This window comes from Marilutibacter spongiae, assembly GCF_014145325.1.
Classification (GTDB): Bacteria; Pseudomonadota; Gammaproteobacteria; order Xanthomonadales; family Xanthomonadaceae; genus Marilutibacter; species Marilutibacter spongiae.
Genome location: NZ_JACHTF010000017.1, coordinates 86,580 through 97,910, shown reverse-complemented (window position 1 = coordinate 97,910; position 11,331 = coordinate 86,580). Strand labels below are relative to the sequence as shown.

General features: G+C 70.7%; 12 protein-coding genes. 1 reads left to right on the top strand and 11 read right to left on the bottom strand.

Annotation, left to right across the window (positions count from 1 at the left end; all coding sequences use genetic code 11):
• Positions 1-364 precede the first annotated feature (364 nt).
• The 11 genes from prmA to H4F98_RS14115 form a co-directional block, all read right to left on the bottom strand.
• Positions 365-1,285 (bottom strand): 50S ribosomal protein L11 methyltransferase, encoded by a 921-nt coding sequence (gene prmA, locus H4F98_RS14165; RefSeq protein WP_182688486.1) that lies wholly within the window; start codon positions 1,283-1,285, stop codon positions 365-367.
• Between the two features lie 99 nt (positions 1,286-1,384).
• On the bottom strand, positions 1,385-2,752 hold the full coding sequence (gene accC / locus H4F98_RS14160) for an acetyl-CoA carboxylase biotin carboxylase subunit (protein ID WP_182688485.1): 1,368 nt from the start codon (positions 2,750-2,752) through the stop codon (positions 1,385-1,387).
• Positions 2,734-3,126 (bottom strand): four helix bundle protein, encoded by a 393-nt coding sequence (locus H4F98_RS14155; protein WP_343064775.1) that lies wholly within the window; start codon positions 3,124-3,126, stop codon positions 2,734-2,736. Before H4F98_RS14155 ends, accC begins: the two co-directional genes overlap by 19 nt.
• A 59-nt stretch (positions 3,127-3,185) precedes the next feature.
• Complete coding sequence (gene accB, locus H4F98_RS14150; protein ID WP_182688483.1) at positions 3,186-3,653, bottom strand: acetyl-CoA carboxylase biotin carboxyl carrier protein; 468 nt, start codon at positions 3,651-3,653, stop codon at positions 3,186-3,188.
• A 54-nt stretch (positions 3,654-3,707) separates the two neighbouring features.
• The gene (locus H4F98_RS14145) at positions 3,708-4,127 is read right to left on the bottom strand and encodes a lysozyme inhibitor LprI family protein (protein ID WP_182688482.1); all 420 of its coding nucleotides are present in this window, start codon (positions 4,125-4,127) and stop codon (positions 3,708-3,710) included.
• Positions 4,124-4,567: a type II 3-dehydroquinate dehydratase gene (gene aroQ / locus H4F98_RS14140; protein ID WP_182688481.1), complete on the bottom strand. Its 444-nt coding sequence runs from the start codon at positions 4,565-4,567 to the stop codon at positions 4,124-4,126. Before aroQ ends, H4F98_RS14145 begins: the two co-directional genes overlap by 4 nt.
• Before the next feature lie 169 nt (positions 4,568-4,736).
• On the bottom strand, positions 4,737-5,327 hold the full coding sequence (locus H4F98_RS14135; protein WP_182688480.1) for a TlpA family protein disulfide reductase: 591 nt from the start codon (positions 5,325-5,327) through the stop codon (positions 4,737-4,739).
• Positions 5,324-7,747, bottom strand: a complete 2,424-nt coding sequence (locus H4F98_RS14130; RefSeq protein ID WP_182688479.1) for a protein-disulfide reductase DsbD family protein — start codon at positions 7,745-7,747, stop codon at positions 5,324-5,326. The genes H4F98_RS14135 and H4F98_RS14130 overlap by 4 nt, the downstream gene beginning before the upstream one ends.
• The gene (gene cutA, locus H4F98_RS14125; RefSeq protein WP_182688478.1) at positions 7,740-8,063 is read right to left on the bottom strand and encodes a divalent-cation tolerance protein CutA; all 324 of its coding nucleotides are present in this window, start codon (positions 8,061-8,063) and stop codon (positions 7,740-7,742) included. Before cutA ends, H4F98_RS14130 begins: the two co-directional genes overlap by 8 nt.
• Before the next feature lie 84 nt (positions 8,064-8,147).
• Complete coding sequence (locus tag H4F98_RS14120; RefSeq protein WP_182688477.1) at positions 8,148-9,902, bottom strand: endonuclease; 1,755 nt, start codon at positions 9,900-9,902, stop codon at positions 8,148-8,150.
• An 80-nt stretch (positions 9,903-9,982) separates the two neighbouring features.
• Positions 9,983-10,387: a helix-turn-helix transcriptional regulator gene (locus H4F98_RS14115; RefSeq protein ID WP_182688476.1), complete on the bottom strand. Its 405-nt coding sequence runs from the start codon at positions 10,385-10,387 to the stop codon at positions 9,983-9,985.
• Between the two features lie 635 nt (positions 10,388-11,022).
• Between H4F98_RS14115 and groES the strand changes: the two genes are divergently transcribed.
• Positions 11,023-11,310, top strand: a complete 288-nt coding sequence (gene groES, locus H4F98_RS14110) for a co-chaperone GroES (protein WP_182688475.1) — start codon at positions 11,023-11,025, stop codon at positions 11,308-11,310.
• The last annotated feature ends 21 nt before the right edge of the window (positions 11,311-11,331 follow it).

The following is an 11,331-nucleotide window of genomic DNA, read 5'->3' as shown; positions in this document are numbered from 1 at the left end:
GTCCGCGTCGCCGGTGGCGCGGCGACGGCGGGGCCAGCGCCTTCCGGCCCGGGCCGCTGCGGGGCCGGCGCCGGTGCGCTGGCAGGCGGCGCGGAGCTCGCGGGAGGCGGGGTGGCCGCGGCACCGGGCGAGGGTACCGGGTCAGGCGGCGACGTCGCCGGGCCGGGAGTGCTGGACGCCGCATCGCCGAGGGCGGCGCGGCAGCGCGGGCATCGAGCCGGCGTCGCGCCATCCTTCAGGGCCTGTGCGATCAGGAAGCCGCAATGGGGACAGGGAACGAACATGGTGCCGAGTGTACGGTGCGGGTTGCCGGCAGCGGAACCGGGGCCGGCGAAGCGTGGCGTGGATGCCGTGCGGTCCGGCTTCAGCCGCGGCGGACGCCGGTGACCCGAATCCAGTCGCCTGAACGTTCGGTCGCAAGCCCGTCGAAGTGGGGCGCGTAGGCCGCGATGACCTCCGCCTCCTGTCCTTCCAGGATGCCCGACAGTGCGATCACGCCCGTCGCCTCGACACGGCTGGCGATGGTCTCGACCAGCTCGACCAGGGCCGAGGCCAGGATGTTGGCGACGACGACCGGGTAGCGCCGGACCGGTTCGCCGGCCGGCAGGTACACCGCCAGGCGATCGGCCACGCCGTTGCGTTCGGCATTGTCCCGGGTCGCGGTGACGGCCTGGGGGTCGTTGTCCACGCCCACGGCACGGGCCGCGCCGAGCTTGAGCGCGGCGAGGGCGAGGATGCCCGAGCCGCAGCCGAAATCAAGCACGTCTCGCCCGGCCAGTCGGCTTTCGCCCGCGAGCGCATCGAGCCATTGCAGGCACAGCGCGGTGGTTGGATGGGTACCCGAGCCGAACGCCAGGCCCGGGTCGAGGCGCACCACCGCGGCATCGGCCGCGTCGGCGCCCTCGGGCAGGTCGTGGTTCCACGGCACGATCCAGGTGCGCTCGCCGAAGCGCAGCGGCTCGTACTGGTCCATCCAGGCCCGTTCCCAGTCCTGGTCCTCGACTTCACGAAACGCCGCGCGCGACCAGTCCAGTCCCTCGTCCGTCGCCGACAAGGCCTGCAGCAGCAGTTCGGCCGGCGTCTCGCCGGGAAACAGCGCCGTCAGCACCATCTCGCCCCACAGCGGCGTCTGGCCGACGCCCGGCTCGAAGATCGCCTGCTCGTCCGGCGCGTCGGCATGGGCATCGGCAAGCGTCACCGCGAGCGCACCGACGTCCTCCAGCGCACGCTCGTAGCGCGGCTGCTGGACTTCGGTACAGGGCAGGGTCAGTTCGAGGAAGGGCATGGGTCGGGCGGGAATGGGGAATGGGGAGAGGGGAGTGGGGAGAGGTGAATGGGTGGGTGCTTCTGACAATTCCCTATTCCCGATTCCCCTTTCCCTCCATCAAACAATCGACAGCGACTTTTCCTTCTGTTCCTTCAGGCGCTTCTCGAGGTAGTGGATGTTCTGGCCGCCCTGCTGGAAGCCGATGTCGGACAGGATGCGCTGCTGCAGGGGGATGTTGGTCTTGATGCCGTCCACGACCATTTCGCTCAGCGCCACGCGCATGCGGGCGATCGCGGTTTCGCGGTCGGGGCCGTGCACGATCAGCTTGCCGATCATCGAGTCGTAGTTCGGCGGGACGCGGTAGCCCTCGTAGATGTGGCTGTCGACGCGCACGCCGGGGCCGCCCGGGGAGTGGAAGTGCTGGATCAGGCCCGGGCTGGGCATGAAGGTCTCCGGGTCCTCGGCGTTGATGCGGCACTCGATGGCATGCCCTTCCAGCACGATGTCGTCCTGGGTCAGGCCGAGCTTCTGGCCCGCGGCGATGTTGAGCTGCTCGCGGATCAGGTCGATGCCGGTGACCATCTCGGTGACCGGGTGCTCGACCTGGATGCGGGTGTTCATCTCGATGAAGTAGAAGCGGCCGTTCTCGTACAGGAACTCGAAGGTGCCGGCGCCGCGGTAGCCGATGCGGATGCAGGCCTCCACGCAGACCTTGCCGATCTCGGCGCGCTGCTCGGGCGTGATGCCCGGTGCGGGCGCTTCCTCGACCACCTTCTGGTGGCGGCGCTGCATGGAGCAGTCGCGCTCGCCGAGGTGGATCGCGTTGCCCTGGCCGTCGGCGAGCACCTGGATCTCCACGTGGCGCGGGTTCTCCAGGAACTTCTCCATGTAGACCATGTCGTTGCCGAACGCGGCCTTGGCTTCGGTCTTGGTGGTCTGCACGGCGCTGTGCAGGTGCGCCTCGGTATGGACCACGCGCATGCCGCGACCGCCACCGCCGCCGGCCGCCTTGACGATGACCGGGTAGCCGATCTCGCGGGCGATCTTGGCGTTGGTGTCGGCGTCGTCGCCGAGCGGGCCGCCGCTGCCGGGCACGCAGGGCACGCCGGCCTCCTTCATCGCGCGGATGGCCTCGACCTTGTCGCCCATCAGGCGGATGGTCTCGGCCTTCGGCCCGATGAACACGAAGCCCGACTCCTCCACGCGCTCGGCGAAGTCGGCGTTCTCCGACAGGAAACCGTAGCCCGGGTGGATCGCCTGGGCGTCGGTGACCTCGGCGGCGGCGATGATCTGCGCCATGTTGAGGTAGCTGTCGGTGGACGGCGCCGGCCCGATGCAGACCGACTCGTCGGCCATGGCCACGTGCTTGAGGTTGCGGTCGACGGTGGAATGCACCGCCACCGTGCGGATGCCCAGGGCGTGGCAGGCGCGCAGGATGCGCAGCGCGATCTCGCCCCGGTTTGCGATTACGACTTTATCGAGCATTTGGGAGCCGTGATGGGTGATGGGTGATGGGTGATAGGTGATTCGTCCGCCCGCGCCACGATGCTCTTCATCAGGGCATTGAGGCGCGCGAAGGTGCGGTCGAGCGTTTGCTGCAGGTCGTCGGGAGCACTGCCGTATTCGAGGCGCGCGGCGATCTCGAGTTGCGTGTCGAGCTCGGAGAGGGAGCCGCGTGCGATCGACAGGAAGCGGTGCAGTTCCCGCGGGGTACCGCGCGCCGCGCCCTCGGCGATGTTCGATGGGACGCTGATGGCGGCACGCCGGAGTTGGGGCACCAGGCCATAACGTTCTTCGCGCGGGAGTCGCGAGGAGTATTCGTAGACCCCGGTCACCAGGGCCATCGCGTCGTGCCACACCTCGAGGCGCTGGTGGGGGCGCGGGAGCGAATCACGAATCACGACTCACGAATCCCGTATCAGCCAATCACGACCAAGGGCTGGTCGAATTCGATCGGCTGGCCGTTCTCGACCAGGATCTTGACCACGGTGCCGGCGACGTCGGATTCGATCGGGTTGAACATCTTCATGGCTTCGATGATGCCCAGGGTCTCGCCGGCCTTGACGGACTGGCCGACGCTGACGAACGCGGGCTTGTCGGGGGCCGGGGAGGCGTAATAGGTGCCCACCATCGGCGCGCGGACGACGTGGCCGTCGGGCAGGGCCTCACCCGCGGGCTCGGCGCTGGCGCCGGGGGCCGGGGCGGCGGCCGGGGCAGCCGCGGGCGCCGGAGCGTGGAAGCTCGGCGCCATCGGCGCGGCCATCGCCACGCCGCCCTTCGGGGTGCGTGCCAGGCGTACGGATTCCTCGCCTTCCTTGATCTCGATCTCGGCGAGGTTGGATTCCTCGAGCAGGTCGATCAGTTTCTTGATTTTTCGCAGGTCCATGGAAGGGCCTCTCGGTCAGGTGCCCCGGGCGGGGCGGTCGGTCGGATGGGGGCGTCAGGCGTCGGGCGCCAGCAGCAGTTCGAGTTCACGGGTGCGGGTGCGGGCGCGCTCGCTCATGCAGGTCAGGTAGACGACGGTGCGGATGGTGCCATCGGCGTTGTATTGCCAGGCCGCGTCGCAGTCGCTCTTGCGGTAGGCGACCCAGCTGCGCTGCGCCTGCGTCAGCAGTTCGCGGGTACGGGCGCAGCCGGCGCCGCATTCGGGCGCGGCCAGGTGGGCGCGGATTCGCCGGTAGGTTGCATTGAGCTCGGCTTCGGCGCGGTCCAGGTCGGCCTGGGCGCAGTCGTTGATGTCCTGCGTGGTGATCGCGTCGGCCTGGCAGGCGTCGACGCCGGTATCGCCGGCCCATGCCGCGGGGGCGGCCAGCAGCAGGGCCAGCGCCCATGCGCCCCGGGCCAGCGCAACCGCCCTCATGCCCCGGCCTCCAGGCGCTTGAGCGCGGCGTCCAGCGCGAAGCGGTAGCTGTCGGCGCCGAAGCCGCACACCACGCCGACGGCCAGGTCGGAGAAGTAGCTGGCGTGCCGGAACGGCTCGCGGGCGTGGGGGTTGGAGAGGTGGATCTCGATGAACGGGATCGAGACTGCGGCGAGGGCGTCGCGCAGGGCCACCGAGGTGTGCGTGAAGGCCGCCGGATTGATCAGGATGAAATCGACCGCGCCGCGCGCCGCCTGCACCCGGTCGACCAGGGCATGCTCGGCGTTGGACTGGAAACTCTCCAGCCGGTGGCCGGCCGCCTCGGCGCGGCGGGCGAGGCCGGCGTCGATCTCGGCGAGGGTGGTCGCGCCGTAGATGCCGGGCTCGCGGGTGCCGAGCAGGTTGAGGTTGGGGCCGTGCAGGGCCAGCAGTGTCGCCATCGGGCAGCGGAATTACCTTCGGAAGGCCGGGAGTGTGCGCGACAGATTCGGCCGTGTCTAGGAGTTCGCTGCAAAATCGGCGAAGTTGTCGCGATTTAAGCGCTTGTTTGATTTCTTGCGGGTCGGGCCCGCCCCCGCTTGTCAAGGGCCGGAAGCCCCGCTGGCGGGCTCAGCGCGCCCAGTCGTCGATCTCGCCGTGGGTGAACGGCCCGACCTTCTGTTTCAGCAACCGTCCGTCGGACGATAGCAGCACCGAGTAGGGCAGCACGCCCCGGGGATTGCCCAGTTGCACGCTGCTGTCGCGCGGCCCGGCCTGGTCGAGCAGGATCGTGTAGTCCACCGGCACGCGTGCGAGGAAGGCGTGGACGGCGTCGGCGTCGTCCAGCGCGATGCCGACCACTTGCGTGCCGTTCGCGCCCTGGGCGCCCGCGAAGCGGTTCAGTTCGGGCATCTCCTCGATGCACGGGCCGCACCAGCTGGCCCAGAAGTTGACCAGGACCGGGCGTCCGGCGAAGTCCCCGGGCACCGTCGTCGAGGCGCCATCGAGCCCGTCCAGCCGGAACGTGGGGACCACCTCGCCGCGAGCGGCGATCGGCAGGTCCGGCGGCGGCGGCGGGGCCGACGTCGCCAATGCGCCCTGCAGCGCGCGCTGGCCCAGCTCGGTCTTCAGTAGCGGGCCGGCGCCGTTGAGCCACAGGCCCACGGCGCCGCCGAGCACCGCGCCGGCCACCGCGACCAGCACGACCGCACCGGTCTTCATGGTGCCGCCGCCTGTTCCAGGGCTTGGCGGGCGAGGTCGGGCGTCAGTACGGTGGGCAGCACCCGGCCCTCGCCGCCATCGGCGGGGAAGACCACGTACAGCGGCACGCCGACCGCCTCGTACCGCTGCAGGAAGGCCGTCAGCGCGGGATCCACGTCGGTCCAGTCGCCCAGCATGTAGACCGCGTTGGCGGCCTCCAGGGCGTCGCGGAAGCCCTCGCGCGCGAACACGGCCTTGTCGTTGGCCTTGCAGGTCACGCACCAGTCGGCGGTCATGTTGACGAATACCGGGCGGCCGGCCGCGCGCAGGTCGGCCAGGCGCTGCTCGGAGAAGGGCACCGGGGCGAGGGCGTCGTGGGTCGGGCTCGCGAGGACGGCGGCGTCTCGTGGGCGCGGCAGGGTGTGGATGGCGTGGAGCGGCCAGAGCGTGGCCAGCAGGGCGACGGCAGCCAGCACCATGCCCCCGCGGCCGCCATTGCGGCGCGCGCGGGTCCAGGCCCAGGCGGCGAAGGCCAGCAGGGTCGCGGCCAGCAGCCACCAGCCGATCGCGTCGGCGCCGCGCTGGCGGGCCAGGACCCAGGCCAGCCACACCGCGGTCAGGTACAGCGGGAAGGCCAATGCCTGCTTGAAGGTGTCCATCCAGGCCCCGGGCCGCGGCAGGCGATGCGCCAGGCCGGGCACGAAGCCGATCAGCAGGAACGGCAGGGCCAGGCCCAGTCCCAGGGCGAGGAAGACCAGCAATGCGCTGGTGCTGCCGGCGGTGAAGGCCCAGGCCAGCGCCGGTCCCATCAGCGGGGCCGTACACGGCGTGGCCACGACCACCGCCAGCACGCCGGTGAAGAAGTCGCCCATGGCCCCCGAGCGGGTGGCCAGGCCATGGCCGACCCCGGTCCAGCGCCCGCCTACATGCCACACGCCCGACAGGCTCAGGCCCAGGACGAACATCAGCAGGCCAAGCAGGGCGACCACCAGCGGCTGCTGCAACTGGAAGCCCCAGCCCAGCGCAAGCCCGGCCTGCCGCAGGCCCAGCGCCAGTGCGCCCAGCGCGACGAAGCTGGCCAGGACACCGGCCGTGTACCAGAGGGCATGGCGACGGGCCTTGCCCGGGCTCTCGCCGCTGCCGGCCAGGGACAGGGCCTTGAGCGACAGCACCGGAAGCACGCAGGGCATCAGGTTGAGGATCAGGCCGCCGCCGATGGCCAGCAACAGGGCCGAGAACAGGCCCAGGCCGGATCGCGGCCGACGCGGAGCCGTCTCGATGGCGGGCGTCGCCGCCGAGGCCGGCGGCATCTCGCGCACGGCCGACGGATCGGCCATCGGGGCGGCGGTGCCGGGATCCGCCCCGGCCTTCCCGTCGGGCGACGGCGCCGCCGGGAGGGGGGCTGGAGCCGCCGCCGCATCGTCCCCACGGCCTGCGCCAACGGCGTCGCGCGTCGGCGCGGTGACCGCGCCCACGGGCAGGGCCACGGCCAGCGAGCGGTGCATGAGCGGATAGCAGATACCGCCCGTCTGGCAGCCCTGGAATTCGACCTCCAGCGTGCCCGCGGCCGCGTCGGCGCTGCTGCGCAGCAGCGGTACGGCCGCGGTCACCGGGTCGAAGAAGACCGTGGTGGTGCCGAAATGCTCGTCGTGGTGCGACTGGCCGGCGGGCCAGCGAGGCGCGCCGGCGCGCACGCCAGGCGTGCGCAGCTCGAACGCGGTCTTGTCGCGGTAGAGGTAGTAGCCGGGGGCGACGTCGAAGCGCACGCGCAGGACATCGCCGTCGCTGTTTTCCAGGGCGACGCCGAAGGCCTGTTCGGCGGGCAGTGGTCGAGCCTGGCCGCCGGGCAGTGCGCTCGGGGCGAGCAGGGGGTTGCCCGGGCTGGCATTGGACATGCCGCCGGCCGTGCCGCCCGGCAACCGCAGGGCCCCGCTGGCGGGGGCCGGGTCGGTGCCCGCTCCGCCGGCGGCGGGCATCGCCACCGACAGCGCGCGGGTCTGGGGCGGGTAGCAGATCCCCAGGTCGGCGCAGCCCTGGTACTTCACCTTGAGCGAGACGGTGCCGGCCCCGGCGCGCCCCGGCAGCACGGCCGTCAGGGTGCCGCGGTAGGTCTCGACGTCGCCGAAGAATTCGTCCGTGTACGCGTGCCCCTTGGGCAGTTGCAGCACCTGCTGGCCGAATGCCGCGTCGGCCTGGACCGAGGTGCGATGGCGGTACAGGTAGTAGCCGTCGGCGATCTTCCAGCGCAGGGTGATGGTGTCGGGCGCGGTGGCCTCGGCGCTGAGCGCGAAGGCATCGTCGACCGGCAGCAGGTCGTCCAGGTCGACCGCGGCCGCGGCCGGGAACGCCGCGGCCGCGACCAGCAGGACCAGCGCGGCGGGGGCGAGCGCAGGCAGGGCGCGCGCGAAGCGCTCGCGCGCGTTCCGGAGGATGTCAGTCATCGAGTCTCGTCTGTTGGGCCACCCAATGGAGGTAGGGGGCGTGGCCGGCGTGGGCTTCGACCGCCACCAGCTCGGGGAGTTCATGGGGGTGCAGTTCGAGCACGCGTGCGGTCAGCGCGTCGAGCCGGTCGGCGCAGGTCTTGGCCAGCAGCAGCACTTCCGTGTCGGTCTGTACCCGGCCCTCCCAGCGATACGTCGAGCGCAGGCCTTCCAGGCGGCTGACGCAGGCCGCCAGGCGCTCGTCGACGAGCGCGCGGGCGATGCGCTCGGCGCTCTCGGCATCGGGGCAGGTGCAGTGGACCAGGAGCACGGACATGGCGCGATTGTAACGGGCGCGTCCGTGCGCGGTGCGCCCGCCGCCGGGCGCGACCCTGCCCCGTGGCGGGGCAGGGCGAGGGGCCTAGCGCAGTTGGCAGGTGGCCGGGCTGGAGGAGGTGAACAGGGCCGCGCTGGCCCACTCCGGGTGGTCGATGAAGGGGTTGCGGTTGCCCTGGAAGCTGAACACCACCTCGTTGCGCTCGCGTTCGGCCGCGTCGGGCGGGTCGGCCTGGTGCCAGGCCAGGAGGGTCGAGAGCAGGCCCATGTACGCCGGGGATCCCGAGGTGGCGACGATCCGGCTGCGGTCGTCGGTCAGCTCCAGGTCCGGTTCCGATTGCCCGGTGTGGACGTCGCGGCCGCCCTCGTAGCGGATCGCCATGTACATGACCGCGCGCGCCAGGTCGCCGCGACGGGCATTCCAGACCTGGAAGGACTGGCTGTCCACCCAGTTGGAGTTTCCGGGGAACTGGCCGCTGCCGCCCCCGCGACCGCCGTTGGCATCCGTCGGACGCTCGCCGCAGTTGGCCTGCGAGGTGCAGTCGGCGTAGGGCTTGTTGCCGCGGTCGGCGTTGTAGCCGGTGTCGGTCAGGTAAAGCATGTGGGTGTCGGTGTAGGGGGCGTTCGGCAGGCCCAGGTCGCCGGTCCGCGTCCCGAACCCCAGGGAGTTGGGCCAGCTGTGCTCGCGGTTGTAGGTCGCGCCGCTGCCGCTGCCGGCGCGGGCGCTGCCCTTGGCGTAGCTGCGGTTGCGGTAGGCATCCAGGATCCGGCCGGCGTTGGCGGGGTCCTCGTCGGCGATCTCCAGGATGGTCCAGGTGCTGGTCCCCGACCCGCTGTAGGGATAGGCCGTGTGGCCGCGGATGGTCTGGTGCAGCGAACAGCGCAACTGGCCGGGGCTGCCGGTGTTGACGCGCCCGTAGTAGTCGCCGTCGCTGTCGCCGGCGGCGACACTGAACGCCACCACGGTATCGCCGTCCGGGCGCGCGCCCCCGGCGTCCTGGATGCGGGCGGCATCGACGGTCAGGGTGCAGGCCTCGCCGGCATGCAGGGCGCCATCGGTCGAGACGACGAACTGGTCGCCGCTGGCGGCATGCGACAGGCCCACGTTGCCCGACTGCGCGCACAGCAACTGGAATGCGCCAGTGGCGAGGGTGACGCTTTCACTGAAGGCAACGCCCAGGTCGGCCGCGGCCGGGAAATCGCTCGCGCCGTCGACCGGCATGGTCAGGGTCACGCGGGGCGGTGGGTTGGGCGCGGGCACGCCCTGTCCGGGGTTGCACCGGCCGAAGCTCTGCGTCGCCGAGGCCTGCCAGCTGAAATCCGCTGCCTGGTCGCCCTGGCCCGCCAGTTGCAGGGAGGTCCCGACCGGCGTGCTGGCGCCTTCGGAGACAGGGATCGCGATGCTGGACAGGCCGGCGGCGGGGCCATTGGCCGCGACCAGCGTGCCCTCGTAGCTCAGGAACTGCACCACCGTGCCGCTGCCGTCCACCAGCGCCAGGCCATCGGGTGCGCCGTTCTGCAGGCCGTTGGCCGGGTACTGCAGCGTCGCGACCCGGACCTGGCCGCCGCCGTCGCAGCCCAAGACGGCGCCGCCCGGCAGGGCGTCGTTGTCGTAGGCGACCGCGGCGCCCGGCGAGCTGCCGTTGTAGAGGTGGATGCGGTAGCCGGCCAGGTTTTCGCCCGCGGTCGCGACGACTTCGATCGCCTCGCCGACATCGCCACCGGCATTGTCGTAGTGGAGTTCGTTCACGAACACGTCCGCCAGTGCCGGCACCGGCAGCAGGGCCAGCAGGGCGGCGGTGGCGAGGCGGGGGGCGTGGCGTGCGGCGTCGATGCCCATCGGCGTACATCCTTCCTTGAATGCGGTGGGCCGAGTCTACCCCGCCTGGATGTACGAACGATTTCGCGACCGGGGCTGCGTCACGGTTTGCGTGTTTCGAGGGGCTTGACCCGGCCCGTGCGCTGGGCGGCCAGTTGTTCGACCACCTCCACCAGCGGCGCGCGCGCCAGCGTCGGCGACTCGCGGAAGGCCGCCAGCAGCCGCAGCTCCAGCGGGTCGTCCACCAGCAGGGCGTCGACGGCGGCCACCGAGTCCATCGCGACGTCCTCGGACAGGGTCATGCGCCCACGGCCCGTCGCCAGCCATTCGAACTGGACCTGGGTCACCAGGGCGAGCTCGCGCAGGTGGCCGGCGCTCGGGGACTTGCCCAGGGTGGCTTCCCAGTGGCTGACGGCGCTGCGTTGCACGCCGACGGCCTGGGCCAGGGCAGACTGGGACAGGCCGGCATGCCGGCGGGCGAGGCGAATGCGTTGCGCGGGGGTCATTCCGGGGCTCCTGCGAGGGGGCTGGCGTTCATCCTGGGCCGAAATCCTGTGATGTTTTTCGCATTAACAGGCAGGATGTTACCAAAAATAACCTAGTGATCGATAATCACATTCATCTGTCTACCAATGGTAGCGCTTGGCGTCGTGATTTCGTGAAGCACAAGGCATATTCGGCCGTATTCAGGTCTCGATGCTACCTGTAGTGCACGTTTTTGGGGGCTTGCAGGGCTGGCCAAGCTGACACTGAACGCGCAATATCGTCCCAGGCCGACAAGGAAGGCCGGTATCAGACACGAAGTCTGGTCAGCAGAATGGCGCAAGGAGGCGCGAGCTCAGGAAGGGCCATCTCTGTACCAGGAAAGGGCGCGTCACTTCGGGGACGCGTCCTTTCTTTATGCGCGTCTATTTATAAGGAGTGCCGCCGCCCCCCGTCGCCGCGACGCGGCGGTCCGTGGTCGCCCGGCGCGATCGGCGGAAAAATTTCGTCGCCCCCCCTTGAAAGCCCGTGCCGCCCCCCCATCCTTTCGCCATCCCGGCGTGCCGGGCGCTGTCGCCCCGGGTTTGGCACTCTCCCGGGCCGACTGCCAAAACTCCAAGATTTGCTTCCCACAATCAACCACTTGCGTGAGGTTCCAATGAACATCAAGCCGCTCTACGACCGCGTGGTCATCAAGCGCATGGAAGAAGAGAAGATGTCCGCCGGCGGCATCGTCATCCCCGACTCGGCGACCGAGAAGCCGATCAAGGGCGAGGTCGTGGCCGTGGGTACCGGCAAGGTGCTCGACAACGGCGACGTGCGCGCGCCGGTGGTCAAGGTCGGCGACAAGGTGCTGTTCGGCAAGTACAGCGGCACCGAGGTCAAGCTCGACGGCACCGAGTACCTGGTGGTGAAGGAAGACGACATCTTCGCGACGATCGGCTGATCGCGCTTTCGCCCTGCCACC

Excerpts from the sequence above, each read along its gene's own strand:
- accC (WP_182688485.1), bottom strand. The coding sequence starts at position 2,752 with ATGCTCGATAAAGTCGTAATCGCAAACCGGGGCGAGATCGCGCTGCGC.
- H4F98_RS14135 (WP_182688480.1), bottom strand. The coding sequence starts at position 5,327 with ATGAAGACCGGTGCGGTCGTGCTGGTCGCGGTGGCCGGCGCGGTGCTC.
- cutA (WP_182688478.1), bottom strand. The coding sequence starts at position 8,063 with ATGTCCGTGCTCCTGGTCCACTGCACCTGCCCCGATGCCGAGAGCGCC.
- H4F98_RS14115 (WP_182688476.1), bottom strand. The coding sequence starts at position 10,387 with ATGACCCCCGCGCAACGCATTCGCCTCGCCCGCCGGCATGCCGGCCTG.
- H4F98_RS14130 (WP_182688479.1), bottom strand. The coding sequence starts at position 7,747 with ATGACTGACATCCTCCGGAACGCGCGCGAGCGCTTCGCGCGCGCCCTG.
- groES (WP_182688475.1), top strand. The coding sequence starts at position 11,023 with ATGAACATCAAGCCGCTCTACGACCGCGTGGTCATCAAGCGCATGGAA.
- H4F98_RS14120 (WP_182688477.1), bottom strand. The coding sequence starts at position 9,902 with ATGGGCATCGACGCCGCACGCCACGCCCCCCGCCTCGCCACCGCCGCC.
- H4F98_RS14145 (WP_182688482.1), bottom strand. The coding sequence starts at position 4,127 with ATGAGGGCGGTTGCGCTGGCCCGGGGCGCATGGGCGCTGGCCCTGCTG.
- prmA (WP_182688486.1), bottom strand. The coding sequence starts at position 1,285 with ATGCCCTTCCTCGAACTGACCCTGCCCTGTACCGAAGTCCAGCAGCCG.
- accB (WP_182688483.1), bottom strand. The coding sequence starts at position 3,653 with ATGGACCTGCGAAAAATCAAGAAACTGATCGACCTGCTCGAGGAATCC.
- aroQ (WP_182688481.1), bottom strand. The coding sequence starts at position 4,567 with ATGGCGACACTGCTGGCCCTGCACGGCCCCAACCTCAACCTGCTCGGC.